At 50.7% G+C, this 24,902-nt stretch carries 21 protein-coding genes; 1 reads left to right on the top strand and 20 read right to left on the bottom strand.

Features of this window, described 5'->3' with window-relative positions; translation table 11 throughout:
• Positions 1–307: 307 nt before the first annotated feature.
• The 5 genes from TGAM_RS08250 to TGAM_RS08230 all read right to left on the bottom strand — a co-directional run bounded on the left by TGAM_RS08250 (position 308) and on the right by TGAM_RS08230 (position 8,540).
• The gene (locus TGAM_RS08250) at positions 308–1,963 is read right to left on the bottom strand and encodes a UvrD-helicase domain-containing protein (RefSeq protein WP_015859243.1); all 1,656 of its coding nucleotides are present in this window, start codon (positions 1,961–1,963) and stop codon (positions 308–310) included.
• Complete coding sequence (locus TGAM_RS08245) at positions 1,960–3,969, bottom strand: hypothetical protein (protein ID WP_015859242.1); 2,010 nt, start codon at positions 3,967–3,969, stop codon at positions 1,960–1,962. The genes TGAM_RS08250 and TGAM_RS08245 overlap by 4 nt, the downstream gene beginning before the upstream one ends.
• Positions 3,966–4,424 (bottom strand): hypothetical protein, encoded by a 459-nt coding sequence (locus tag TGAM_RS08240; RefSeq protein WP_015859241.1) that lies wholly within the window; start codon positions 4,422–4,424, stop codon positions 3,966–3,968. The genes TGAM_RS08245 and TGAM_RS08240 overlap by 4 nt, the downstream gene beginning before the upstream one ends.
• Before the next feature lie 261 nt (positions 4,425–4,685).
• Positions 4,686–7,334 carry an ATP-binding protein gene (locus TGAM_RS08235; protein ID WP_015859240.1) on the bottom strand — a complete coding sequence of 883 codons (2,649 nt, stop codon included), beginning with the start codon at positions 7,332–7,334 and terminating at the stop codon, positions 4,686–4,688.
• A 117-nt stretch (positions 7,335–7,451) separates the two neighbouring features.
• Positions 7,452–8,540 (bottom strand): AAA family ATPase, encoded by a 1,089-nt coding sequence (locus TGAM_RS08230; RefSeq protein ID WP_015859239.1) that lies wholly within the window; start codon positions 8,538–8,540, stop codon positions 7,452–7,454.
• Between the two features lie 156 nt (positions 8,541–8,696).
• Between TGAM_RS08230 and TGAM_RS08225 the strand changes: the two genes are divergently transcribed.
• Complete coding sequence (locus TGAM_RS08225) at positions 8,697–9,425, top strand: hypothetical protein (RefSeq protein ID WP_238516201.1); 729 nt, start codon at positions 8,697–8,699, stop codon at positions 9,423–9,425.
• A gap of 4 nt (positions 9,426–9,429) precedes the next feature.
• Here TGAM_RS08225 and TGAM_RS08220 read toward each other — a convergent pair whose 3' ends face one another.
• From TGAM_RS08220 to hisA, 15 genes are all read right to left on the bottom strand, one after another.
• Positions 9,430–12,192, bottom strand: a complete 2,763-nt coding sequence (locus TGAM_RS08220; protein ID WP_015859237.1) for a DUF1156 domain-containing protein — start codon at positions 12,190–12,192, stop codon at positions 9,430–9,432.
• Between the two features lie 12 nt (positions 12,193–12,204).
• Positions 12,205–15,498, bottom strand: a complete 3,294-nt coding sequence (locus TGAM_RS08215) for a helicase-related protein (protein WP_048811290.1) — start codon at positions 15,496–15,498, stop codon at positions 12,205–12,207.
• A 101-nt stretch (positions 15,499–15,599) separates the two neighbouring features.
• A complete protein-coding gene (locus TGAM_RS08210; protein WP_015859235.1) occupies positions 15,600–15,887 on the bottom strand; it encodes a hypothetical protein in 288 nt (95 codons plus the stop codon).
• Entirely contained in the window at positions 15,877–16,554 is a 678-nt protein-coding gene (locus TGAM_RS08205; protein ID WP_169302030.1) for a recombinase family protein, read from the bottom strand. The genes TGAM_RS08210 and TGAM_RS08205 overlap by 11 nt, the downstream gene beginning before the upstream one ends.
• Positions 16,555–16,758: 204 nt before the next feature.
• Positions 16,759–17,706, bottom strand: coding sequence for an ATPase (locus TGAM_RS08200; protein ID WP_015859233.1), 948 nt, complete (start codon positions 17,704–17,706; stop codon positions 16,759–16,761).
• Entirely contained in the window at positions 17,703–18,695 is a 993-nt protein-coding gene (locus TGAM_RS08195) for an AAA family ATPase (protein WP_015859232.1), read from the bottom strand. Before TGAM_RS08195 ends, TGAM_RS08200 begins: the two co-directional genes overlap by 4 nt.
• Before the next feature lie 81 nt (positions 18,696–18,776).
• Positions 18,777–19,022 (bottom strand): hypothetical protein, encoded by a 246-nt coding sequence (locus TGAM_RS08190; protein WP_015859231.1) that lies wholly within the window; start codon positions 19,020–19,022, stop codon positions 18,777–18,779.
• A gap of 130 nt (positions 19,023–19,152) precedes the next feature.
• Positions 19,153–19,311, bottom strand: a complete 159-nt coding sequence (locus TGAM_RS11275) for a hypothetical protein (protein WP_167893369.1) — start codon at positions 19,309–19,311, stop codon at positions 19,153–19,155.
• A 95-nt stretch (positions 19,312–19,406) separates the two neighbouring features.
• On the bottom strand, positions 19,407–20,054 hold the full coding sequence (locus tag TGAM_RS08185; RefSeq protein ID WP_148206297.1) for an integrase: 648 nt from the start codon (positions 20,052–20,054) through the stop codon (positions 19,407–19,409).
• Between the two features lie 269 nt (positions 20,055–20,323).
• A complete protein-coding gene (gene proC / locus TGAM_RS08180) occupies positions 20,324–21,100 on the bottom strand; it encodes a pyrroline-5-carboxylate reductase (RefSeq protein WP_015859229.1) in 777 nt (258 codons plus the stop codon).
• Entirely contained in the window at positions 21,097–21,822 is a 726-nt protein-coding gene (locus tag TGAM_RS08175; protein ID WP_015859228.1) for an HAD family hydrolase, read from the bottom strand. The genes proC and TGAM_RS08175 overlap by 4 nt, the downstream gene beginning before the upstream one ends.
• On the bottom strand, positions 21,806–22,828 hold the full coding sequence (hisC, locus tag TGAM_RS08170; protein WP_015859227.1) for a histidinol-phosphate transaminase: 1,023 nt from the start codon (positions 22,826–22,828) through the stop codon (positions 21,806–21,808). The genes TGAM_RS08175 and hisC overlap by 17 nt, the downstream gene beginning before the upstream one ends.
• The gene (gene hisIE / locus TGAM_RS08165; RefSeq protein WP_015859226.1) at positions 22,825–23,454 is read right to left on the bottom strand and encodes a bifunctional phosphoribosyl-AMP cyclohydrolase/phosphoribosyl-ATP diphosphatase HisIE; all 630 of its coding nucleotides are present in this window, start codon (positions 23,452–23,454) and stop codon (positions 22,825–22,827) included. Before hisIE ends, hisC begins: the two co-directional genes overlap by 4 nt.
• A 9-nt stretch (positions 23,455–23,463) precedes the next feature.
• Positions 23,464–24,222, bottom strand: coding sequence for an imidazole glycerol phosphate synthase subunit HisF (gene hisF / locus TGAM_RS08160; RefSeq protein ID WP_015859225.1), 759 nt, complete (start codon positions 24,220–24,222; stop codon positions 23,464–23,466).
• Positions 24,222–24,902 carry a 1-(5-phosphoribosyl)-5-((5-phosphoribosylamino)methylideneamino)imidazole-4-carboxamide isomerase gene (gene hisA, locus TGAM_RS08155; RefSeq protein ID WP_015859224.1) on the bottom strand — a complete coding sequence of 227 codons (681 nt, stop codon included), beginning with the start codon at positions 24,900–24,902 and terminating at the stop codon, positions 24,222–24,224. The genes hisF and hisA overlap by 1 nt, the downstream gene beginning before the upstream one ends.

The following is a 24,902-nucleotide window of genomic DNA, read 5'->3' as shown; positions in this document are numbered from 1 at the left end:
ACTTCTGAATGTCGTTCTCATTCAAAAAAGCAATTATTTGGTCGCTCACTGTGATACATATACGCTTCCTCAAAGTTTTCACTCCCAATGCGCAAAAATATCACAAAATTGATACTATTTTGGCCGACGGTCTTATTTATTTTTGCCCCTTACAAGCCCCCATCTCAAAAATTGACTGATACAAAAGCATGTTTTATTTCGATGATGTGCAATAGCCGATGGTCACCTCGAGGTGGCCGCGTGAATAGCATCTTGCCATCTTCCTGTGGCTACCTATGGCCGGGGGGCTATTGCCCCCCACCAGAACTCAAAACCTCACGTACCCCAACACAGACCTCTTTGACTTGCTTGTGAGAACATAAAGCCTCTCTCGTGCACGAGTCATCGCAACGTAAAGAACCCTCACCTCCTCCTTCAGAGCGTTCTCATCCCTCTGAATCTCCTTCTCAATCTTGCGATTCACGAAATCAATGACAATGACAACATCAGCCTCCTCGCCCTTTGCGGCGTGCATCGTGTCCACGTAGATTGCCCTTCCATTCCTCTTCTTTCTGAGCCCAGCCAAAACACGCTTCTCTTCCGGATCAAGAACATCAAGGTAATGGTTCTCAATGAACCTCGCAAGGGATAGAACGTCATCAGAACACTTGCCTGCTTTATTGTCTTCATCATTGGGGTGCTCTCCTTCAGTGAGGCATTCTTCAACCTTCATCATGGCTTCTATGGGCGTTTTGAACAGGGACCGAAGCCGAATTCCTTCCTCATTCAAAGAAGTTACAGCGAAGAACAGCCTCATCCCAATGCTCCTTTTCTCCTCGAAGGCGATGACTTCCTCAAGGAGGTCATAAAGGCTGTCGTCATTCTTTATCCTTGAGACTCTGTATCCCGCCTCAATGATGTACTTTTCGAGCTCTCTCGCTTGCTTGTTTGTTCGTGTAAGAACGAACACGGTCTTATCTTCATCCATAACGCTCTCAAGAATCTGAATCACTTTCTCACCAGTCGTTCTATTCATCTTGAGGAGATTGGACTTCTTCAGGTACTCTGTAATGGCCTTACCAAGTTCTTCACGTGGCTCATACTCGAAGTGGGTTCTGAGCCATCGCGTAAGCATCTCTGCCTTGTTATACACTTGCTTGGGCAGTCTATAACTTCTCTTCAATACAACAACTGTACCAGATGCCATGAAATTCTCAAACTCGGAAGGATCAGCCCCCTGGAATGAATATATTGACTGATTCGGGTCTCCAGCCGCGACTACATAGTCAAGGAGACCGATGCTCCTCAATCTCTTCACAACTGCCCATTGAAGGGGACTGAAGTCCTGGGCTTCGTCTATTATCATGACTCTGGGCTCACTGCCCTCTTTCTCTGGAGCGAGTGTGGCGGGAGTGGTTGTAAGGAAGTACCTGAGAACTGACACATAGTCAAAAATGCCCTTCTCCTCCTTCCATGCCACGTAATCCCTTATTCTCTGGTACACGGCGTCTTTCTCCTGTTGTTTTACAATTTCGAGAATTTCCTTGCTGGTTTTATCATAATAGACGTTGAAATAGTAGTTGTACCTTATCTCGGCAACGTTTGACGGGTGTGAACTGAACCGATCCCTGAAGTCATAGCCATAGTTCATTTCCATCATCGCGGCAATAAACGGCTCTCTCATGAATCCTGCTGGTGTGAGGAGTTTATTCCGCATAAGAACCCTTGTGATGTAACTGTGCAGAGTGTACGCGTTGTAAATTCCTCTTTCTTTCAGAACCCTGACCGCGGAAGTTGTAAAGGTAAGAAAGAGAACCTCATCGCTCGTGTAATCCCTTCTCGTGATGAGCTTATTGAGACCGTATCGTTGCACGAAGCTTGTAACATCCGTGGAAGCGTCTCCGATAAAGTATTTGTAGAGATTGATGAGAGCAGAGGTCTTTCCCGTCCCTGGAGGCCCCAGAATGGTTATCTGGGCGTTCACGCCGCAACACTCTCCCCTGCAATCTCATCAAGATCCACGTACTCCTGTTCATCCAAGTACTCATCAATGGTCTTTATGGGGGGCTTTATGGCGTTCTCTTTCTCAAGGAAGTCAAAGAATCTGTCTGAAATCAGGTAATAGAGATACACGTGTCTCCCATTCCTCAAAGACTTGCTCCGTCTGACTTCTCTCCAGGTTTTCTTGTCAATGACCCCAATTCTGTGGAGGAACTTGGCGAGAGTTCGCGCGAATCCACGGGTCTCAGCCCCATACTCGAGAAGATGGGGGTCAAAGTAGACTCTGTTCTCGTTTTCAGCGTAGATCATTATCCTCTTCCGGAATAGCTCGTCGACACGGTCTCCGCTTATTGAATTCAACTCGTCAATTTTCACTATCTCAAGGACCTCGGTCTCGATGATATCCAGGAAAATGTTCTTGACATCTTCGTACTCCTCTATTACAATCTCCTTCGCGTTTCTTGTAACGAATGCGTAGTAATCCAGCATTATCTTGGCGAGAACGTCATTGAACTTACTCCTTTCCTGCCTGTTGAGCTTCCTGATTGAAAGCGGGTCAACTATGTAAACCCCAAAGTGGGCCATAAAGTCCTCGTTGAGAGCATAGAACATCTTCTCCTTTTCTGTCCTCTCCGTGTTCTTGAGAACGATTGTCTCTACTTTTCCTGCTCTTTCAACGACAAACGAGACTTTATAGGTTACCCTGCCACTCTTTTCGTCCACCTCTTTGATTATATCGGAGGTACGCTCGATAAGCCACTCAAGAAGGTCAAAATCATTGGAGAGAACCTTTTGAGCACTTGTTACGGAGTACTCACTTGGTTCCTCCTTCTTTTTTACCATTGCTCGCTGGTAGTATGAGCGGAGTGCCCTGTTGAGTTCCCAGATAGTTCCTTTCCCCAGGTAGCTCCTGTAGTTCTTCAGTGTTGCTGAGTACGTGTCCAGAACTGCTCTCTCCCGGTCCTCCCAAGGGTCACTATCCCCGGTCTCAACGTACACTCTTCTCACAACCTCGAGTGTGTCTTCCACTCGAATCCCTTTGTGCCAGGCAAAGGCGGCAAATCCGAGGACGAGGTTGTGTCTCCTACCCGGCATGTAGTACTTTTTCAGGGCTTCGACCAAGGCGTCTTTCTCCTCACTGTTGAGCCTTGTACCACCCATATTCTCAATGTGGAGCTCTTCCCGCGTTGTAATACCTTCTCGGAGCTTTTTCTTGACGAGTTCATCAATTTCAAGCCTGTTCGCTCCGGAGATTTCAACTATCTTTGAAACGGCCTCGTAGATTGTTCCACCTATCTTTCGCCTGTTCACAGTCCAGGCAACCCTCATAATGCGTGAAGGGTTGTACACGCTCTTATCCACGGCATCCTCAACGAGATGGGAGTAGTTTGGGTCTATGCTCTCTTTGAGCACCCTCTCAAACTCGTCTGCGAGTTCTCTTCCAACCTCCCGAAAAGCCGCCTGCCAATTTCTGTCACCAACCTCAACGGGATTCACCTTGAGGTACACATGGAAGCCAAAGCCCGAGAAAACCACCATGTATCTGAAGTTGTACTTCCCGAACAGTTCCTGGATGGCTCTCTTTATCGCTCCCTTCACTGCTGATACCTCAACCTCTGATGGGGCCCTATTGTGGAAGACATCCACATCAATTGGCAGGTTTATCACTTCAAGTATGTCATCGTTCGTAAAGGAACCTCCTTTCTGACCTCCAGCCGGGTTTATCGTGACGTATATGCCCTTTATTCTGCTGTCAGAGTTCATTTCTCTGATGATGTAATTCGTAGCCCTTCCAATGTCCTTGATTCTGAACATCCTACGCTTTACGCTTCCATCCAACCCAAGAATTCTCACCTCGAACCAGTACTCTTGCTTCGTGTTCTCATAGAGAAACTCCAAGTACTTCCGTATCATGCCAGAAAGAGCCTCCTTGTTTTCGAGGATTGCCCTGTCTTCGTCGCTGATAAGGCTGACGTGCCTCGGCATCATTGTTCATCACCCCTGAGAAGCTTTTGAATCTCTTCTACGTGCCTTGCAAGGCGCTTCTTGTCCCATTCTGTGAGTCCGTCGGTGTGCTGTATTCTCCAGAGGGCGGTATGAACACTTCCGATAGCCTCGTGGAGGTCTTCATGGTCCTGGTAAAACTTCTTTACGATCCTCTCAACCATCTCACTTACGGCCAGAATACTGGCCCTTACCTCACTGGGGTTCTCCGTACGCACGGGAAAAACGGCCTTGAAGGCGAATTCTTTCTCAGTCTCGTAGAGGAATCTTATCCTCTCTCTATCCCTCAAATCAAGGCCCCAGGTGTATATGTCGTCAAAATCAACCTTTCCATCAGCGATTTTACGGGCCAGCTCTATCTGGGTGGTGAGTAGTCTCTTTGAAGCTCTTCTGAGAAGGTACTTTGTGGAGGCAGGTATGTATAGGTTGTACCTACCCATCTGATTTCACCTCAACACTATGTGTGCGCACACTATATAAAAACTTTTCGCCTCAATATTGAGGGACAATCCATTCAAAATTGGAGATAGGCTGCGACAAGCAGATCATAATAGTGACTATAGGGCCGATTCACAACTCATGATGTACGAGGTGTGGCAGTGCAGGAGTGCTCTCTATTGAGGCGTTGAATTGGATAGTGAATCGTGACTCGTGAATCAAGCCCCTCACAGCTACTTATAAGAGGAACAAAAGATGGAAGATTACTCCTCCCCAAGTTCTTCAACGTCAATACCCAGCTGTCTGAACGTCTCAAGCAGGTTCTCGTACTCTGTTTGACTCATGTGGCCATTCTCTGCCTTTATCTCTATGGTAACCCTCTCAAACTTGGTCTTCAGTAGGTTCAACGCCCTCAAGATGTCCCTCAGCCCTCCAGTTCCGGGTCCCAGTGTCAGGTGCAGGTGAATGGACGCTACCTGACTCCCCACAACCTCTTCTCTGCCCTTTGTTTCTGGAGGCACAAGCACAGCCTGCTTATCCCTGACTGCTGGAGGCTTCCACTCCTCTCTTGAAGCTTCAGCTACGCTCACAGCTGTAGCTTTCTCTTGAGCTATAGCTTGAGCTTCAGATTCTGCCTCAGCTTCAGCCTTCGCTCTTGCCCTCAGCTCTTCGCAGTACTTCCTGTTCACGATGACCTCCTTCTCGTCAAGGGTAACCGTGGGCCTTTCACCGAGGTACTCGCAGGTTACCTCCTCTCCGGTGAGGTATCCCAATCCAAAGCGCCCCTCGCTTACTCCCTGCCTTATCGCGTCTATAAGCACGCTCTTACTCTTCAAGAGTGGCATCCCTGGAGTCTTGAGGAAGCTCTCGTAGAGTGCCTTCGTTGGAACGTACTCCTTCCCATCCAGATACTTCATCTCGATGACCACTGGAGCCATCTTCTCGACGAGCTTACCCTCCTCTCTGAGCTTCTCATAGATGAGCTCCTCGATGGTCTTCTTGATGCCCACAGGCTTCATGCCAAGGTCAAGCTCTTCGTAGCCTCCACGAGTGGGAAGCAGTACGAGCCTGTAAAGCTCTGCTATCTTCTGAACGATGTCCTCCCGTGCTCGCTTCAAATTCTCCTTCACGTCTTCCTTTTGCTCTGAAGTAAGCTCCAGAGAACCCTTCTTTGCCTTCTCGTCGATGATCTTCCATGCAAGATACCTTCTCACGAGCCTGTTGAAACTGGCCCTCTCCGTCTCCCTTGGAACGAGGAAGATGAGGGTGTTCTTGTGGACCCTTTCGCTGCCCCCGTAGGATTGCAGGATTTGGAGAACCTTCTCCTTGTCATACTCGGGGAGAACAACGAGTTTCAAGCTTGGATCGCTATCAGGAACGTCCACTGGTTTACTCGGCCACAGATAGACCTTGAAGTACCGCCCCTTGAGCTGACCCTTCAGCAGTTCGTGTTCAACATCCCTTATCTGCTCCTCGCTTACGTTGTTCATCTCATCCACAACGAGCTTGTTGAGGCTTGGCTCGAGACTGAAGAAGTACCGGCCATCGCGGTAATGGAGATAAAGGAGATTATCCTTGAGGTATAGGATGGCGTCTCCCACTATACTGCTTGAGTACCTTGTATCGGCACAGGAGAGCTTTATCTCCTTCGTAGTGGCTCCTTTCACGTCCCCGCCAGAGAAGGAGTACATAAAGATGACGGTTGCCGCTCTCGTCCCCACGCGATAGTGCTCGTAGGATTCACCGACCATCCTGTCGACCCGTTTTGCACCAGAGCTGGGTGAGAGAATGTCCGCATCAAGAACGGAATAGTACCTGCTCTCCCCTATGATGTCTATGAGCTCGTCCCTGAGCGTTTTGACACTCAAATCGAAGTCGGAGAGCCTGATAAAGGGCACATCTCTCCCGATGAGTGAGTGAACAACTATGGAGAGAAGTCTCAGCACGCCTCTTGTTCTCTGGAACTTCGGCAGACTGCCCCAGCGGTGGTAGAGAACATCAATGACCTCTGGCTGGAATGGATAGCTCCTGAGAAACCTCTGGCGGTACTGATAGGCGTTGAGGCCCTCCGGGATGAGGCCCTCCTTCTCAAGGTACTCTACCACACGCTTCACAACGGCTTCCATCTCGGTCTCATCAATCCTCTTGAAAAGCCTCGTTCTGATGACGTCGTGGACTTCCTCCTCCTGAACTGGAGTGAAAACCCTCTGAGCGCGGCCGGCTATCTTTTGAAGCTTCTGAAAGTACTCCTCGGCTTTTTCTGAGTAGTGCTCGAGGATACTTGATGGAAGCGTCATGACGAGTAGGGCCTTGTCTTCTTTTTTCACGGCTTCAGTGAGCTCGTGCATAAAGGCGAGGGTCTGATCAGCGAGTGTGGTATCCTCAACTCTTATTCCCGCCGCTTTCACCATGTACTCAAGGAGCTCGTCTATGAGAATGAGCACTGGGGCGTTTTCTTCAAGGATCTTTGAGATCTTCTTCTTGCCTGGTGCAGTCTTACCTTTCAATAGCTCGACTTTTCCAGTAAGTTGGCGCTCAAGCTCCTCCCAAAGAATATCCTCTTTGGCGTCAAAGGCCGTACCGTCGAGAACAACAACGTTTGCTCCCCATTCTCTGGCCTTGTGATAGAGTGCTATAAGCGAGTGTGTCTTACCCCCACCGAAGGGAGTCTGGAGCTGTATCACAGCATCTCCAACGCCATCGATGAGCCTCTTTCTTGCTATATCAAGGAGAACGCTCAGTCCGCTCGTGATGTACGTTCTCTCCCAGAAGAGCTCCGGGTTCCTGTAGTCCTCAGGCCCCTTGTTCTGATAAACGCTCCAGAGGTCAGCGGCGAAAGTATCAAGGGTGAACTTCCCCTCCTTTATATCATCGTGGGGAATGGCGATCTGGTAAAACGGCTTCAGCTCCATGGTTACACCTCCGAACCATATACCCCTGGGAGTATTTGGGCTTTCCGGTCACATTATCAAGATAGGGCAGATTGAGAGGGCACCCATAATGGGGGACGTCCAAAAATGTACAATTCACTATATTCTCCTGAAGACCCTGTACATGACTGGATCCGGAATCCTGTACTTTCCATACCCGATGGTCTCCAGAAAGCCATAATCAACGAGTTTTGACAGGTAGTTTCTCATGGACTTTTCGTCTATCTCATCTCCCAGTTCCTCTTCTGCAAGGCTCTTTATTCGCTCCCATCTTGCATATCCTTTTCCCTCACTCAACTTGGCAATAGCCCTCATCACAACCCGATAGCGGGGAGAAAGTTTGTCCAGCTCCTGGAATTCTGTTTGCACGTATGTCATGGCCTTTTCCAGAACCTTTTCAATGGCTTCGTCGTGAGGAAGCCCATCAACTCTGTGGGCGCCATAATGTACCAGCCAACCAGGGACACCATCGAGTACCTTCACCACGGGAAGAAGGTCACGTTCATTGGTTTCAATTCCGTACTCTTCAAATCCCCTCTTCAGGAATTCAAGACTCTCTGAGGGGTTGAAACGTGGTAGAGGTATTCTTACCTCATATCTCCCGAAAAGAGGCGCATTGCCTTCATCAAGCCTCAGAAAGTTGTCAAGAACGCCTACCTGGGAACCTGTGAACACGAGCACTATGTTGTGAAGGCTGTCGAGAACCCAAGCGAAGAGCTTTGTGAGGTCCTCATTTGAGAATCTGAGGTACTGGGCCTCATCAAAAGCTATTATGGCAAGTTCATTACCCTCGTTTATCGCTGAGAGAACGTCTATAATGTCAGGATTCTTATCCTGAGTCTCAATCTCGATTCCACCGATTTTGAGGCCTTTTATCTTTGAGATTACCCCTCCCACAAATCCTTTCCTTATTATGGCCTTGTAGAGACGTTCTGCAATAACTCTCTGCGGATATTTTGAGTTCAATGAAGTGGCCGCTCTTGCGTCAATTACAGCGTAAGGAATGCCGTACTCCTTCTCAAGCTCGTTGAGGCTTGCATAAAGAAAACTCGTCTTTCCTATCCTCCTTGGCCCCGTGATTATGAAGAAATTCCTTCGCTTTTCAATTGCATCAAGGAAACTCAGGTACTCGGCCCTCCTTCCGAATAGCTCATCAATTGAGGTCTTTGGCTGGACATCAAAGAGCATTTTTGGACACCCCCCATTATGGGTGACGTCCAAAAGTGTATATAAGGTTTATGGAGCAGGCGTCCTTTCGAGCAGTTGACCCACGCTCTCTTCTTCAGACCCAACGAGTCCGTCAGAGAGCATCCTTTATAAGGAGCCTTCTCTTTCGGGATCGTGATGACGGCAGAACTTCTCACAATGAGTCAAGGACTATCGGCACTTCCTGAAGTCGTGATCGATAAGTACAGCGATGACCTGCTTACGGGGGTACTTGACGCCATAGACCCCTACTTCTCTGCCATCCCCTACGTGAGGAAGAAGCACCAGACTCACAGATTCAGGGAACTCCTCCGCCTGAGAGAGCTTCTGGATGAGAAGCGGGACGTCCTTATCTCCAGAATAACCCAGGTACTGCCCAGCGAAGCGAGCAGGATACATTACCTCAAGGCTCAATCTGAAGTGCTCAAGATATTCGAGGAAGAGCTCGCTGATGTGATGGACGAGATAGACGAACTCATGCACATCCTCAACGAGAACGAGCTCAAGAACTCAATAAGAACCGACATCAGGAGGCAGATGGGACTTTTGAACTCCATGAGGGAGAGCATTCTCGAAATAGCCTCCGATCCGGAGATGCCGGATGAAGAGTTTGAGAGATACATGACGCTCGACCAAGGGATAGCGCTCCTCATCAAGCTCTACGAGAAGATGCTGGAAGACTGGAAGAACCCGGAGCTCTCAATCTACATTCTCATGCTCAGCCTCAGGATACTTGCGATACTCAACGGCAAGCTCGAGCACCTTCCCCTCCTCAGGAAGGACATAGTCGAGATGGTTCCCGAGCTTGAAGGTGAAATCCGGGAACTCAGGAATAAAGCCCCGGAAATTGAAAAGAAAGCCGAATAAAGCCTCAACCCTTTATGAACTGCTCAATTCTTTTCTGCTTTCCTGATTCCTCTTCTCCGTTGAAGACCGAGTAATCGCCCTTCTCAATGGCCCTCTTTATGTGCTCCCTGCCCGCGAGGAAGCCGTCGAGGAGCTTCTTCTCCTTGCTGTCCTTTGGCAGAACCTCGCTGATGACCTGGGCCACCTTGTAGAAGACGTCCTTCTCGCCCCAGCCTGTCTCGGCGAGCAGGCCGACCATCTCCCTCTTCCTGTTGGCCTGCCAGAGGAGCAAAGCTTTGTGGAGGACATCGATGAGGTCGTTGCCCTTTATCTCCTTCAGCTTCCTGTCCTGCGGGCCGAGAACGCGGATGAACTCCTTCTCCTTCACGATAAACCCTTTGTTCCACTCCTTTTCGAGGTCGAGGCCGACTGAAGTTGCAAGCTTCCTCGCCTCGTCGAAGGCAACCTTCGCCTCGCCGTAAGTCCAGCGCCAGAGCACGTAGAACTTCGCGAGTGGTGAAAGCTCGGAGGAGATGTCCTCCCTGAGAACCTGCCTTATGGCGTAGTCGCTCACCATGTCCCTCACGAGCTGGAGCAACCTGTCTCCCCTTATCTCGTTGCCCTCGTAGTCGAGCACCTTTTCGTACTTGCCGAAGACCTCAATGGCCGAGCCTATGGCCGAGATGAAGAAGTCGGCACCGCTTATGCCCTCCTTCCAGAGCTGGTCGAGCTTCTCCTCAAGAGTCTTTCTGAGCTCCCTCTTGACCTCATCGAACCAGCCGACGCCCTGCTTCTCTATCTTGCGAGCGATGATGTAGATTGATGAGGCAAGGGCGGCGGACTCCTTTGCTATAAGCCTATTCTTCATCTCGGTATGAATTGGCCAGGAAGTCGTTGGGACGAGACCCGAGTCAAGGAGCGAGTTTATGAGGGTCTCCCAGCCTTCCGTTGTCTTATGAGCATAGACGAGCACGAGGATTCCGTTCGGCTTGAGGACGCGGTGGATTTCCCTGAGTGCCTGTTTCATGCTCTCCTCAAAGTACCTTTTTGAACCGTCTTTCCCCCCAAATCTGTTTGGATCAGCAACAAGTTCCTTGCTCTTTGGCGTGAGTGGTGTTATGAACAGCTCAGGATAGAGGTCTCCAACTGTACGCTTGAGCCAGACATAGAAGAAATCAGACAGTACTGAATAATTCACATTGTCATAGTAGGGGGGGTCAGTGAAGACAGCGTCGAAGTAATCGTCGGGGAAGGGTAGTGAGGTTGCGGAATCTTGGAGGACTTTTGAGGGGAACTCTGAGGACTGGGAGCAATGGGCAATAACATTCACAATGTATTCAAGCCCGGTATTCCAGCCTCCGCTTGCCTCGGAGAATGCTTGGAGTTCAATGTAATCCCAGAGCATTGGGAGGGAGTTCTTTCCGAGGGGATACTCGATAGTTTCACGAGTAACGTGCCACCGAGAAAGTGTTGTTGAACGAGCCAAGAACTTGTCGAACGCAAACGCCAGATACGTCACCACAGCCTTCGCGTACTCCTCGCCGTAACCTTCTTCAAGCATCCTCTCGTACGCCTGCCTCACCTTCTCGACGAAGGTTATCAGCGCGAGCTTTTGTCGGTCGTTGAAGATATCCCCCCATTTTGGCATTCCATACATAGGCATTCTGTCCACTTCATGACACTTCTTCAGGATTTCTTCGTCTGGTACCGGGTCGATGCCCCACTCCTCCATGAGCTTTGCCCTCTTCTCCTCCAGATAGCGCTTCGCCTCCTCGTAGGCCTTGATGTCTTTCTCCGTTGGCAGGCGGTACACCTTGCCCTTCTTCTCCGGGTGGTAGAGGACAACCGCCACCATCCTCTGCCCGGCCTTGCCCTCGCGGAAGAGCTTTCTCGTGGTGTTCGCGTCGTGGGTCATGCCGCAGACCGGGCAGGTGACCTTCGCTCCCTTCACCGTCCCCTTCGAGGGGTCAAAATCTTCTGGCATAGGCTCGTAGCCGTCGCCAACTATCTTGAACTTGACTTCATGCCCCTCCACGTAAGGGTAGAGAGCCACTTTCTTGTTGTTCTTCTTTGCGAGCCAGAACTGTCTCATCAGTGGAATCTCTGCCCCACAGGCCGGGTTCTGGCACTTTATGGTTCTCGCCCAGATGTAGCCGACCGGGATGTAGCCGTCTTCGTCTTTGGGATAGAAGCGCTCAAGCTCCTTCTTCGCCTCCTGGAGAACCCACTCACCCCACTTTTTCACGTCCCTCACGAGGTCGTAGTCCTTTTCCTCGTCCCTGCCTGAAATCCACTGGTCGAGCGCTCCCTTCTTCTTTTTCCCGTACTTCTGCGGATACTCAAGGACTGCCTTGAGGATGAGAACTGCAACTGGATTGTAGTCCACCGCGTACGTCTCACAGCCGAGGCGAAGGGCCTCAAGCGGTATCGAGCCTCCCCCCGCGAAGGGGTCGAGGACGCGGGGCCTTTCCTGGTTCGGGTCGTCGCGTATCCCCCTGAAGTACTCCATGATGTCCTCGCGGGCCCTTCTTATGATTTCTTCGTCGAGTGAACTTTCCCACTTCGAGAGCTTTGCTATGAACCTCTTCTTCCGTTCGAGCTCTTCCTCATCCTTTGGAGCTGGGATGAGTGCGGCGTAGTTGGTCGCGCGGGAAGAAGCCAGCGGGCGCCTTGCCCACCAGATGTGCAGGGTAGAGATGTGGCCGTGCCTTATGTTCTTCTCCCTTGCGGACTCTTCACTTACGGCCTTGACCGGGAAGGCAACCTCAATAAAGCGCTTGTCCTCCATTCTACCGCCTCCTCAGACTTCAACCTTCTTACCCTTCTTTTTCCACTCCTCAACCGGGACTTTGAACCTTATCTCGTACTTCTCCACGACCTTGAGGGTGTGAGCGGGATCACGGATGATGTAGAGGGTCGGCTTCTCGGCGGCGTATGCGACAACGTAGAGCCAGTACTTGTCGCGGAGCCTCTTCGCGGTAACGTACTCGTTCCATGTGAGCTCAACGTCCCCGAGGTGGGCTCTCGCCTTTACCTCTATGTACCTCTTCTCACCGTTGCCCTCGGAGTAGATGTCGTAGCCGAGGTTCTCCTTCGAGACGTCTACGGGGTTTCTTCCCTGCTCTCTCTCGTACTGCATGGCTATCTGCATTCCTATCTCTTCTATTGCCGGGTCTTCTCCCATCCCTCCCCTCGGGAGCACGTAGATGGCCCCGATGAAGACGGGAGGCCTCACCATGAGGCTCGTCTCCCTGGCTATCTTTTCCGGCAGTTCCTTCAGCGCCTTCCGATAACGGTTCAGCCTCTCCTCAAGGTTCCTTATGGTGAGTGCGTACCTCTTCTTCTCTTCCGGCGGGAGGAGTTCGTACTCGGCCAGCTTGTAGTCGAGGTCGTCTATCAGCTTCTTGAGGGACTTCACTCCGTACTTCTCCTTTATCTCCGCCTGCCTCTTCCTCTCCCTGAGAAGCCTGTCCCTGTACTCTTCGAGGGCCTTCATGGCGTAAATCATCGCGTTCTCTCTCCGGCTGAACTCAACCTCCACCTCTGGAGAATCTTTGGCCGGTTCGAGGTCCCATATTATCTTCGGGTCTATGACCTCAAGGTTCTCGCCATCGTCGTAGACCGCCACGAGCGTCTTGCCTGCCGTCTTGTTGAAGCCGTCCTGGACTTCACCCTCGAAGAACCAGATGGTGCCGTGGAGTCTGTTCCTGGGGTCGTAGAAGACCGCCCCGCGCTGGAGCTCTTTGAGATATTCCTCCTGAACCCACTCGCGGAGGGCTTCGAAGAGCGGATGTCCAAACGAGACGAACTCCACGTCGTCCCTCTCCTCAGAGATTGCTTTGTCAAAGGTTATGGCCCTGTACGAACGCTCCACCGTGCCGTAGCCCTTTCTTTCGGCTATCTCCCTCAGGACTCTGGGGGTTCTCTCAATCGAATAAACGTGTGGCTCTTTCTCCCTTATTCTCGCGTTGAGGCGCTTCATGGCTTTGAGGAAGAATAGTTCGAGGTACTCTGGCGATAGCCGGTTCTCTTCGGCCTTTTCGAGAAGCCGCATTATCCTGCTCAGGTCTATGTGCTTCGTCGCGAGGCTCTCCCCGAGGAGCTCTTCCGCCTTCTTCGTGATTTCTTCAGGCTGGAACTTTGGCTCTTCCTCCTTCAGGACGCTGTCCGGGTCTCTGAGCATGACGGCGACCTCTGCGAGGAGGGTGTACAGATTCTCCCCATCGAGGAGTTCTCCGATAACGTCGAAGACCTTATCCCCGAGGGCTTTCCTTATCTCCTCTATCTTGTGGAGGAGCCTCTCGAGTACCATGCCCTCCCTCGTGTTTCTGGCCACGAAGTTGAAGATGTGAACCGGATACCTCTGACCGTAGCGGTGCACCCTTCCTATCCTCTGTTCAAGCCTGTTGGGGTTCCACGGGATGTCGTAGTTTATGAGCAGATGACAGAACTGGAGGTTTATGCCCTCTCCGGCCGCCTCGGTGGCAACCATGACCTGAGCCCACTCCCTGAAGTCCTTTTCGCGTTGGAGCCTCGTCTCCATGTCCATCTCGCCGTGGATGAAGGTAACCGTGTAGCCCCACTCCTGGAGCTTGTTCACGAGGTACTCAAGGGTGTCCTTGAACTCCGTGAAGATGAGGATCTTCTCTTTCTCGCCGTGTTCTCTCGCTATGAAGTCCAGCGTCTCTCTGAGCTTCTTGAGCTTCGTCTCTTCCTCCGATGCTATCAGCTCTTCGCTCATCCTTATGAGCTCGTCAAGGGTTCTTATCTCGGCTTCTATGAGCTTCCTCTTCCTCACTATGGGGAGGCCTTCGAGCCTCAGCTCGGCCTTCCACCTTTCCCTTTCCTCTTCGTCCTCGAGCTCAAGGAGGTCCTCAAAGTCGAGTTGCACGCCCTTGGTTTCAAGCTTCCCGCTCTCAAGGTATTCCTTGAGGCGTGCTTTTCTGCGCCTGAGGGACTGGAGAAGTGCGTACGTGCTCGATGCGAACCTCCTCTGGAGTATCACGAGCGGGAAGACTATGCTCCGCCTGCTCCCTTCGAGAACGGTGTACTGGTAGTGGATGTAGCGGGAGAGCTCGTTGTAGAGCTTGATCTCCTTGTCGGTGAGGTTGAAGTTCACCGTGTGGGAGTACCTGGGCTTGAATATCTTCTTCCCCTCAAAGTCCACGAGGTCTTCTTTCATACGTCTGAGGAATATGGGGTTCTCGTTTCTCCTTATTGCCTCAAGGAGTATTTCTTTGTCGCTGAAAAGGCCCGGAACAAGGAGGTCAAGAAGGAGACGGAAGTTTTCCGGGTCTCCCTTGTGGGGCGTGGCAGTGAGGAAGAGCATGTGGGTGGAGTTCCTTGAGAGCACCTCACCCACTTTGTACCTCTTCGTGCGGTAGATCTTCTTCCCGAAGCGATACGCGGCCATCTTATGGGCTTCATCCACTATCACAAGGTCCCAATCAACATTCTCAAGGCTCTTGAGGATGTCTTCTTGTTTGAGGAAGTCTATTGAGGCAATTACCTGTTTTTCACGTCTCCAAACGTCGGTTGTCGTCCGGAAAATCTCTCTGTTGACAATTGTGAACTCTTCCTGGAACTTCTCTTTCATCTCCCTCTTCCACTGGGGTACAAGATGGCCGGGAACGACTATGAGGATTCTCTCGGCCAAGCCTCTGAGTTTGAGCTCTTTTATCACAAGGCCTGCCATGATGGTTTTTCCGGCACCGGGGTCGTCCGCAAGGAGGAAGCGTATCTCGGGGTTTCTGAGGATGTGGTTGTAGACCGCGTCGATCTGGAAGGGGAGGGGTGCTATTTTCGAGACGCTGACCGCGAGTATTGGGTCATAGAGTGAGGCGAAATGGTACCGTTCTCCCTCGATTGCGAGGGCAGCTGCTTCTGGGTCTCCTTTGAAGTCAAGAGGGTTTGTGATGATTTCAATCTCCTCAAGGTCGGCTTTCGTCAGTATGTAGAGGTCGGCCTTGCGGGAGTTCAGGTAGTGGCCTCCCACCATGATGGTGTCTCCACTTTCGTTCACGATCTCGACGAGAAAAGGCTCCTTCCATTTCGTGCTCTTGAGGATGTAGCCGGGTTTCAAAGTTCCCACCATTACCCTCAACCAAGGGGGTCTTTCTATCTGGCTGGATAAAAAGGTTATGCATCGTATCGAGTATATTACATCGAGTACATGCTGGAGACACGCTGAGCTACTCAGGTGGGCAGTTGCTTTTGCGTGGTTGTATTTTTCTTCTGCTCAAGCTTTCGCTCAAGCTTTTTGAGCGTAGCATAGATACGCTTGAGGTACCTGCTTTGCCATTTTGAAGCTTCGCTATCGTAGTAAACATCAAGGATTCGTTCTATGATGGTTATTCTCTTGTTTTGATCTTCGAGTTCGTTCTCATACCATTCCTGTCCAGTTTTGAGTTTGTTCAGCTCTCGCTTGAGCTTTTCTATCTCGCGTTCGAGCTCAGCTATGCGCTCTTCGTAGTTATCTTGCATTGTCTATCACCTCTTTCAGTTTCTTCTTGTTTACTTTGACTACTCTCCGTTCCTCGATGACTCCCTGCTCACGTAGTTTCTTCAGTGTTCGTGCGATTGTTGATGGGCTCACTTTCATTGCTCTCGCGATTTCCTTCTGTGTCATTCCTTTCTCGTACAGCTTTACAAGTACAGGAATGTCCTCCTCAGTAAGTGCTTTTGGTCTTCCTATTCTCTTTCCTTGGGCTTTTGCTCGTTGTAGTCCTTCAATGGTTCTTTTTCGGATGAATTCTCTTTCGAGGTCTGCAAAAAGAGCTATGAGAGTGCTCATGACTTTGAATTGGAGTTCGTTCTGTGTGCTGTCAAGTCCTTCCTTGATTGATACTATTCTGACGCCTCTCTTCATGAGATTGTTGAGTGTCATAATGACATCGCTGAGGGATCTGCCGAGTCTCGTGAGTTCTGAGACTATAAGTACGTCGTTCTCTTGGAGCAATGAGAGAAGAGTGGAGAAACCTGGGCGTTTTTCTGCAGGTGTGCTTCCTGAGATGCCTTCGTCTTTGATTATCTTGTACTCAGAGACGTTATTTCGCTTGAGCCAGTCTTTTATTGATTCCATTTGGGTGTCGATGTCTTGTTTATCGGTACTTATGCGGAGATATATGTACACACTCATGTGGATTCCCATATTATATGTCAAAACATGGTAATAAACTTTTGCACTTGGTTTACAAAAAGTCTTGGCGAAGTGAAATTGATAGTCAAAAGGGTTTTTGTTGTTTCTGATATGTGGCTCGGGGAATTGGACGTTTTTGAAACGTTTGTATACCCCCATGTGGTGGCCAAATATTGACGTTGATGTTTATTTATGAACATACCGTATGCGGGATTGTCATTTCTGTGGTAAAAATTTGGCGAGAATTTTTGGAGTTTTGTATGTATTTGATGAAGCCGGCATAACAAGTCCATTGTTGATGAGTGACTCTTCAATAGACTTCCTGAGATTGTCAAAATTCTTGCCAACTTTCTTTTCTATGATTTTTTTATCGGCATAACCATAGATCCTTGTGTACCTCGCAATTACTTCAAGAACCCTCCACGTGTTTTTGCCCCGGATTTCCTCTTTGAGTTCGTTTCTCAGCAGTTCTCGGAGCTTCTGCTCATTGCAACCAACTTCGACAAATTTTTTCAGATAGCCACGAAGTCCCCCGATGTCCTGATACGTTTCAAATCCATCGGGGAAGTTTGAATGCATGTATTTTGACAATCTCAAGAAGTCTTCGAGGAATTTTATGGTCTCATTTGGTGAGAGTTCAACAACTTCAACGTATTTCTCATATCTCATAAATAACGGAGATTGTGGATCTTGGGGGCCAAGATAGCTCAATAACGCGGGAGTTCCTTTTGCGACGAAAACAAAATGCACCTTGTCCCTTTTGTCAATCCATTCTTGGGCGACTTCTCTGAAGTCTATGCCACGAGCATATCTGAGGTAATCGGCGTGGTCTATTATTACGTAGGTTTCATCTTTCAGTGCCCGTAGGAAACTTCTGAAGTTATCAAAGTTCTCCGCTTCTACATTTCGGAATGAAGTTATGACCCCTACTGGGGCTCTATTCCGAAGGCTCTTCTTTGTGTCGTTTATGATGGCTCGCTCAAGCCACGATTTCTTCTCTTTCCATGCTTTGAATGCATCAATGATAATATAGTTGAGGTTTGAGCGTTTCATAAACTCTCTGATAAAGTAGCTTTTCCCAGTCCAGCGAGGGCCTGTCACTATGATGAAGTAGTCGTTGATGTGCTTTTTGAGTTGCCACTCCTCGTATCTGTAATATTTCATATCACACCGCCCCATTCTTTCAGGGCCTCTCTTATGAGTGGGTCATACACTATGTAACCTTTTTCATTCGGTTTGATAAACCCAAAGCGTATAAGATCTTCGAGGAGCTTCTTTTCATCTTCGGTGAAGAATGAAAGATCATATATTTGCCATTCATTTATTGATAACTTTTTCACGAATGATTGGGTTTCAACAGTGTACTCGCTGGCTATATTGTTGAGTTCTTCTATCATCATCTTCATTTCAGTGGTTTTTTCTCGTTCAGTGGCAGTGTCAATATCTTCCCCCTCGAGGATTATGTGTTCTGCTGCAGCAATTATAGCTCCGGGAGTTCCCCCGAGTGTGCTATATATCTCCTTTGCTTCTTCTCGTGAGATAGGGAAATCATTCTGTTCAAATCCTTTCAAAATAAAGTCCGTGGCGACTTTTTGCTCGAATGGGTATATTGTGATTATCCGGTTCGGGTTACCGTGGATTCTTTTGAATAAGCCATGTAGGAGCCTCACCTCTGATCCTGTTATTATTACTCGGGTGGTACTTCCCAAGTGTTTCGTGACCCACGTAAGAAAATCGTCTATTATCCCTGAATTGGTGACGCGCTGAGCCTCGTCGAGTATTATGATTGTTGAATTTTCAAACTCCTGAATCAAACGGTCGGCTTTGGTCTTTGAAAGACCAATTTCAATGAGTTTTCCTACAACAAATGATTTTGTCCTCGTTTCTATTTTGGAGTTGAGGGTATCCTTTACGCGATTTATTATATCTCCAGTGTTGTTGAATCCACTTTCGCAGTATACATGAGCAAAGTGATCGCCTACAATAAGATTTGAGACCGCATGAGCGAGTGAACTTTTTCCAACACGGCGATATCCAACAATGAAAACTGGGTCTCTCGTTATGAGTTTTGAGAGAATGTTCTGTATCTCCTCGTCTCTTCCAAAAAGATTGTCAGTAGTTTTCCTATCATCCTCTTGAAAAACTCCCCTCATGATAGTAGTTTGTACTTATTTCAATAAAAAGGTTACCCTTTTGTGTAGATGGAAAGAAAGCCCCGCAGAGCGCGGGGCAAATCACAAATGGTGAGCCTCAAATTCCTCATCTCCGAGTTCTTTTGGCCTTTTCTTGAACAATCCGGCGGCAAGACTGACGCTCAGGGGGATGAGGGGCGGTTTGTAGTTCCTGTAATGCCAGTATGCGAGCCATTCAACCACTATGTACTTGAAGCGTCCGGTGTCAGTGTTCTTGAATAGCTCTTTGACTTCTGCTCTGGTTTTTGGTGGGATGCTCTTCTCTATGATGAGTGTTGCTCTTTCCATGCCTTCAACGCCCTCCAGTAGAGGCTCTCCAGTTCGTCTGCGATTCTCATGCGGTAGGTAATGTCGATCTCTGGATCTCTGAGAACCACCAGTGCATCGGCGAGTGTAAAGAGGTCTGAGGCTCGTATTCTCATCTTTGAACCATCTCCCAGTACAGTTCTTTGAGGGCTTTGATTTCTCCTTCCAGTTTGTCTGTTTCTCCTCGTAGCACGGCTTCCGGGTTCAATCGCTTCCAAAAGAGCTCGTCCTCTTTCTGTTTGATGAGTTCTTTGAGTTCCCACGTGTTCACCTTTTTCACCTCCGTGCCATACGTTATTCACGGGGCCCTTCAGGACCCAATTTATACTACTTATAGAAGTAATAAAGGTTGAGAAGAGTGGGGGGTTATAGGTTTGAGTAAATGCGCTCTCTGATGGCTTGTAGAAGCTTGGGATACTGCTTCTTTGCGAGTCTGAGTGCATCGAGGTAATGGCGGGCCCCAATGGATGTGGGGGCTCTCCCTTGGAGAAAATCGGCAACGTTGGAGTCCATTCCCACATCAAGGGCTGTTGTGTACCACCATTTCCGTATGCCGTTGTAGAGTATTCTCTGTCTCTTGCCGACGTTTTCTGCGATGTTGTATGATATGGGCTCATTCATCTCGTGTATGGCATCTGCGAGCTCCCTGGAGCAGAAGCAGACGAATGCTTGTTTTGTCTTGTTCCGAATGTTGAGTTCTGTGTACGCAAATTCTCCCATCGTTGTGTATTCTCCTTTTCTGAGTTTGCCCCATGCTGAAATGGCGTGAGAACGACGGAGACCACTTTCCACGACGAGTCGGAGGAAGATGTGGTGTTTTTTGTTGGTGAGTTGGCGGAGTATGTTGGTGATGTCTTCGTCGCTATAGACTCTTGTATCGATGTTGTTCGTTCTTTTGAGCTTGACGCACCTCTTTATCGCCTCGTATTCTTCTTTCGTGATGATTCTCGACTCGTAAAGGTATTTTGCGAAGCTTCTCAGAGCCAATCTTTGTGTTTTGGAGCCTTCTCTCATTTGCAGTAAATCATTGAAGGTTTGCGCTTTTTTGAGTGCGTTCAAATACGCTCTGGCGACTCTTTTTGTGAGCTGCTTTTCCGCCCAAATTGCCCATTTTGATAGTAGTCGTTCTTTTTCCCAAAGTAGCCTTTTGAGAGGCTCACAATCATCAAAAGGAGCCTCCGGAGCCGAAGGTCGCGGGTTCAAATCCCGCCCGGCCCGCCAGAGCTTCTAAAATCCTTAAAACTAAAATCCTTAAAATTGGAGAGTGGAAGAGCCCATCCAGCTCAAACCCTCTTCGACAGAATCCTCGACTTCTTCGTCGCGGCATCGACGGCCTTCATGACAGCGGTTCTTATCTTACCCTCCTCCAGCTCGAAGACGCCGTCTATCGTAGTCCCTCCCGGCGTTATAACCCACTCCCTCACCTCCGCCGGATGCCTCTCGGTCTCCATGAGGAGCTTCGCCGTCCCAAGGAGCGTCTGGAGAGAGGCCCTCTTCGCCAAATCCCTCGGCAGGCCGACGCGCAGACCGCCGTAGACCATCGCCTCAAGGAAGACCGTGACGTAGGCCGGTCCAGAGCCACTCAGCCCGGTTATCGCGTCCATGTGCTCTTCCTCGACGCGGACGCAATCCCCGAAGGTTCTCAGGAGTCTTTCCACCAGCTCAACTTCCTCTCCCTCAAGCTCGGTCGCGTAGGCCGTGAAAGACTCGCCGACGAGAACCGCTATGTTGGGCATCGCCCTCACGAATTTCGCCTTCGCGAAGCGCTTTAACTCCTTCAGTGAGACTCCGGCAACGACCGAAATGACGAGCTTTCCCTCGATTAGGTCGGCTATCTCCTCAAGAACGTCGCCGACCTTGCTGGGCTTCACAGCTATGAAAACGACGTCAGCTTTCTCAACGGCCTCCCTGTTGTCCGAAATAACCTCTATCCCAAGTTCGAGGAGCTCTTTGGCCTTCTCAATCCTCCTCCTCGTCGCAACGACGTCGTAGCCGGCCTTTTTCAGGGCCTTCGCGATTGCCCCGCCGATCGTTCCGGCACCCAAAACGGCAACCCTCATTTTCCTCCCTCCAGCATGTTCTCAACGAATTCCGAAACGTTTTCAACGTCCCGCCCGACCATGACGAAGTCAAAGTCACCGTATTTCCTCCTGTAGTTTTCGACGAAGAGCTCGTCGTTAAGCGTATCGCCGACGTAAACCCCTCTTTCACCATTCACCAGCTCCCAGAGCAGGTCGGGGTTCGGCTTGAGACCGAGCTCCCTCGTTACGGCCCTTTCAAAGCGGAAGCCGAGGATTTCTTCAGCCAGCCTGAGCTCAAGCTCGCTCCTGCCTGTGACGACCCCAACCTTGAACTCCTCTGAAAGTTTCCTTAAGAGCTCGGCCTCGATGAGCGGTTTCTCCCTCCTCCAGAGGCCCGGAAAGTCGAAGAGCCTGTCCTCGTAGATGTTTCCGAGGTAGAAGGTGTTGAAGACCCTCTCTATGTTCTCTGGGGATATTTCAAGGCCGAACCTCTTCCGAACCCAGCCTATGCCCTCCCCCGGGGGGAACTGGTCTATAAGGCCTTTAACGTCCCCGGCTAAGGAGAACAGTATTAGGGCCTCGCTCACCTTGAAGTCGTCTCCAAAGCTACCTTTAGAGCGCAACTTTCGTATCCACTCGAGCTCAACCTCCCGCTCCCTACCGAAAGACCTGAGGAAGTACTCCACCGTCAGTTTAACCGCCAAGTCGTAGCTCTCGCCCACGTCTATCAGCGTCCCGTCGATGTCAAAGACCACCCACACTTTCACCACCTGCTATCTCCTCCACCGCCTCAAGAAAGGCATCGTTCTCCCATCTCCTGCCGACGGTTACCCTTATGTGGCCCTCAAGCCTTCCGGAGAGCTTTCTAACAACTATGCCCCTCTTCAAAAGCTCTTCGTAGGCATTGAGCCTGACGAGGAGGAAGTTGGCGTCGCTTGGATAGGCTAACTCCCCGAGCTTTCTCCTCATCCTCTCGCGCTCTTCAACGATTTTCCTAACGGTTTTCTCCATAAGGTCGGCGTGCCTCAGGGCGACCCTTATGGCCGTCATCGTCATGATTCCGACGCTGAAGGGGGATTTTATCCGGTAGAGGGCGTCGACGATTTCCTCGCCCGCCAGCATGTAGCCGGCCCTGATTCCGGCCATCCCAAAGGCCTTGGAGAACGTCCTCAGCACTACTAGGTTTGGATACTCTTCTATGAGCCTCCAGAGGCTTTTTCCCACGAATTCCGCGTAGGCCTCGTCGAGAACAACTGGCCTTCTGGTTTCGAGAACTCTGATTATCTCTTCCTCCGGCTGGAGGTTCCCGGTGGGGTTGTTGGGGGACGCTATGAAGACAACCCTTGCGTTTTTGGCCTTCTCCGCTACGGCCTCTCCGTCGAGCGTGAAGTCCTCCCTCAGGGGCACTTCCACAACCGGAACGCCGTTCAGCTTCGCGTAGAAGGAGTACATCCCGAAGGTCGGCGGGGTAATCACGATGTGGTTGCCCTCGAAGAGCCTCACGAGGTAGCTTAACAGCTCGTCGCTTCCGTTGCCAACTGCAACGTTGTCCGGTGAGACGCCGTAGAAATCAGCTATCGCCTCCCTCGCTGGCATGGAGGTTATGTGGGGGTAGCGGTTGAAGCTTACCTCCCTCAGCTCCTCGAAGATTTCCTCCTTTACCTCTCCTGGCAGGTCGTAGGGGTTCTCGTTCTTGTCGAGCCTTATTCGATAGTTCCCCTCGACGACGCGGTAGGGCTGGAAGGACTTAACCAGCTCGCTTATCATTTCCTCCGCCTCCTCAGCTCGGCCATCACCTCGCCGAGGGAAACGTCGTTGTAAGCCAGGAGAACGAGCAGGTGGTAGAGCATGTCGGCGGTTTCGTAGATGAGACCTTCCCTGGTTTCTGCGACGAGAACCTCAACGGCCTCTTCGCCGAACTTCTTGTAAATTCTCTCTTTACCGGCCTTGAAGAGCTTCGAGGTGTAGGAGCCCTCGACGGGCTTCTTCTTCCGCTCCCTTATCAGCTCCTCCAGCTCCCTAAGGATTGTCAGCGAGTAGTCCATAGGCAGGACCCTCTCCGGCTCGCCCAGCTTCCGGTAGAAGCAGGAGTAGTTGCCCGTGTGACACGCAACTCCTTTCTGCTCGACTATCAAGAGGAGCGCGTCGTTGTCGCAGTCGATTCTTATCTCCTTGACCCTCTGCGTGTTCCCGCTGACCTCTCCCTTCATTCTCACCCTGCCCTGCAAGCGGGAGTAGTAGTGGGCGTAGCCGGTCTCGAGGGTTCTCCTCAGGGCTTCCCTGTCCATGTAGGCCAGCGTTAAAACCTCTCCCCTGGTATCTTGAACCACGACCGGAACGATTCCACCGTTCTTTTCCCAGTCGACCTTCTCGATTAGCTCATCAATGCCCATACTACCACCTCAGTAGTCCAGCCTGACAGGAATTCCCCTCTCGGCCAGAAACTCCTTCAGCTCCCCGACCGTGTACTCACCGTAGTGGAAGATGGAAGCGGCCAGAGCCGCCTCGGCCCCCGCCTTGAAGGCCTCATAGAAGTGCTCCGGCCTTCCTGCCCCGCCAGATGCTATGACGGGAATATCAACGGCCTCTGCAACGGCCTTGGTTAGTGGTATGTCGAACCCCATCTTCGTCCCGTCGGTGTCCATGCTCGTGAGGAGTATTTCCCCAGCTCCGAGCCTCTCGACGGTTCTCGCCCACTCAAGGGCGTCGATCCCCCTTGCCTTCCTCCCTCCGTGGGTGTAGACTTCCCAGAAGGAGCCGTTCCACTTGGCGTCTATGGCAATGACGAGGTTCGCCGTCCCAACCACCTGGGCTATCTCCCTAACGAGTTCCGGCCGGTCAACGGCGGCCGTGTTTATGAAGACCTTGTCGGCGCCACGCTTTATTATCTCCCTGGCTTCTTCAACGGTTCTTATGCCCCCGCCAACCGTGAAGGGGACGTATATCTCCTCAGCAATTCTCTCGACGAGGTCGAGCAGGATTCCCCTCTTCTCGTACGATGCCGTAATGTCGAGGAAGACTATCTCGTCTATTCCCTCCTTCTCGTAGCGTCTCGCCAGCTCTATCGGGTCGCCCGCGTCCCGGATGTTTTTGAACTTAATCCCCTTCACGACGCGGCCTTCCTTTATGTCGAGGGCCGCTATTATCCTCTTCGCAAGCATTAAACCACCTCCAGGAGGTCTTCGAGCTTAACAAGTCCCTCGTAGAGGGCTTTCCCGACGATAACCCCGGAGAAGCCTATTCTTTTCAGCCTCACGACGTCCTCAGCGCTCGAAACTCCCCCGGCGTAGATGAACTCCTCGTTTTTCCAAAAGCGTTCGATTTCCTCGATTCCCGTCAAAGTCCCGTCCCTCTCGACCGATGTGTAAACGAAGCGGTTCACGTAGGCTTTCAGCATCTCGTAGGCCTCCCTAACGGGAATCCCGCTTTCGAGCCAGCCCTTTACGGCTATTCTCCCGCCCTTCGAGTCGAGGCTGACGGTTATCCCCTCGAAGTCCTCGGTCACCTTCCTGAGGAAGTCCAAATCGAAGGCTTTAGTTCCGATTATGGCGTTCTCAACGCCGATTTCATAGGCCCTCTCTATGGCCTCGTAGCTCCTCAAACCGCCGCCGAACTGAACCCTCAGACCGGTCTCGCGGATTATCCCCTTAACCACGTCCAAGTTCCTCGGAAAGCCCTGGAAGGCACCATCGAGGTCAACGACGTGGATTTTGTCAACTAACTCGGCAAAGCGCCCCGCTATCTCGACCGGGTCGCCGTAGACCTTGACGGTGTTTTTCTTCCCCTTGTAGAGCCTCACCGCCTTTCCTCCCATTAGGTCTATGGCGGGGTAAATTTCCAT

It is taken from the genome of Thermococcus gammatolerans EJ3 (genome assembly GCF_000022365.1).
Lineage (GTDB): Archaea > Methanobacteriota_B > Thermococci > Thermococcales > Thermococcaceae > Thermococcus > Thermococcus gammatolerans.
The sequence above is the reverse complement of the archived record's forward strand: the minus strand, read 5'-3'. Positions and strand labels throughout refer to the sequence as shown.

Excerpts from the sequence above, each read along its gene's own strand:
- hisC (WP_015859227.1), bottom strand. The coding sequence starts at position 22,828 with ATGATAAGCGAGCTGGTTAAGTCCTTCCAGCCCTACCGCGTCGTCGAG.
- TGAM_RS08245 (WP_015859242.1), bottom strand. The coding sequence starts at position 3,969 with ATGATGCCGAGGCACGTCAGCCTTATCAGCGACGAAGACAGGGCAATC.
- hisF (WP_015859225.1), bottom strand. The coding sequence starts at position 24,222 with ATGCTTGCGAAGAGGATAATAGCGGCCCTCGACATAAAGGAAGGCCGC.
- TGAM_RS08200 (WP_015859233.1), bottom strand. The coding sequence starts at position 17,706 with ATGAAATATTACAGATACGAGGAGTGGCAACTCAAAAAGCACATCAAC.
- TGAM_RS08195 (WP_015859232.1), bottom strand. The coding sequence starts at position 18,695 with ATGAGGGGAGTTTTTCAAGAGGATGATAGGAAAACTACTGACAATCTT.
- TGAM_RS08215 (WP_048811290.1), bottom strand. The coding sequence starts at position 15,498 with ATGGTGGGAACTTTGAAACCCGGCTACATCCTCAAGAGCACGAAATGG.
- TGAM_RS08210 (WP_015859235.1), bottom strand. The coding sequence starts at position 15,887 with ATGCAAGATAACTACGAAGAGCGCATAGCTGAGCTCGAACGCGAGATA.
- TGAM_RS08190 (WP_015859231.1), bottom strand. The coding sequence starts at position 19,022 with ATGGAAAGAGCAACACTCATCATAGAGAAGAGCATCCCACCAAAAACC.
- TGAM_RS08185 (WP_148206297.1), bottom strand. The coding sequence starts at position 20,054 with ATGAGAGAAGGCTCCAAAACACAAAGATTGGCTCTGAGAAGCTTCGCA.
- TGAM_RS08240 (WP_015859241.1), bottom strand. The coding sequence starts at position 4,424 with ATGGGTAGGTACAACCTATACATACCTGCCTCCACAAAGTACCTTCTC.
- TGAM_RS08230 (WP_015859239.1), bottom strand. The coding sequence starts at position 8,540 with ATGCTCTTTGATGTCCAGCCAAAGACCTCAATTGATGAGCTATTCGGA.
- TGAM_RS08220 (WP_015859237.1), bottom strand. The coding sequence starts at position 12,192 with ATGGAGGACAAGCGCTTTATTGAGGTTGCCTTCCCGGTCAAGGCCGTA.
- TGAM_RS08225 (WP_238516201.1), top strand. The coding sequence starts at position 8,697 with ATGACGGCAGAACTTCTCACAATGAGTCAAGGACTATCGGCACTTCCT.
- TGAM_RS08235 (WP_015859240.1), bottom strand. The coding sequence starts at position 7,334 with ATGGAGCTGAAGCCGTTTTACCAGATCGCCATTCCCCACGATGATATA.
- TGAM_RS08205 (WP_169302030.1), bottom strand. The coding sequence starts at position 16,554 with ATGGGAATCCACATGAGTGTGTACATATATCTCCGCATAAGTACCGAT.
- proC (WP_015859229.1), bottom strand. The coding sequence starts at position 21,100 with ATGAGGGTTGCCGTTTTGGGTGCCGGAACGATCGGCGGGGCAATCGCG.
- hisIE (WP_015859226.1), bottom strand. The coding sequence starts at position 23,454 with ATGGGCATTGATGAGCTAATCGAGAAGGTCGACTGGGAAAAGAACGGT.
- hisA (WP_015859224.1), bottom strand. The coding sequence starts at position 24,902 with ATGGAAATTTACCCCGCCATAGACCTAATGGGAGGAAAGGCGGTGAGG.